The organism is Neisseria sp. P0021.S007, from assembly GCF_051956855.1.
Genome location: NZ_JBQCXA010001786.1, coordinates 1 through 435, shown reverse-complemented (window position 1 = coordinate 435; position 435 = coordinate 1). Strand labels below are relative to the sequence as shown.

Below are 435 nucleotides of genomic sequence, written 5' to 3'. Positions count from 1 at the left end.
GCCTACATCCACAGCAAAAGCCGCCAACACGGCTCCCTGCGTCTGAAACAGGCATTGGCGCAGCAAGGCATAGACGAAACCCTCAGCCGCGAATTTATGCCCGACAAAGCGCGCGAACTGCAAACCGCAATCGCCGTGTTGCGCAAAAAATTCAAACAGCCCGCCGCCGATTTAAAAGACAAACAAAAACAAGCGCGCTTCCTCGCCTATCGCGGATTCGACATGGACACCATCCACGCCGCGCTCAAAAGCAGTTGGAATGAAGACGATGTTTTTGAATACGGAGAAAATTAAACCGCCCTGCTTGAATCTTCCTGTCCATCGGCGTACCCTTACGCTTTTGCCACCCATTCACAACAGAGATGACCATGTCCGAAGAACAACGCAACGCCCCTAATCCGCTTTTGGAAGACGAACGCAAAAACCCCGTTTACC

Annotated in this window: 1 protein-coding gene; it reads left to right on the top strand. The window is 52.2% G+C overall.

Features of this window, described 5'->3' with window-relative positions; translation table 11 throughout:
* Positions 1-294, top strand: a 294-nt coding sequence (locus tag ACTHUR_RS21455; RefSeq protein ID WP_440400827.1) for a regulatory protein RecX, incomplete at its 5' end; no start/stop codon positions are given.
* Positions 295-435 lie beyond the last annotated feature (141 nt).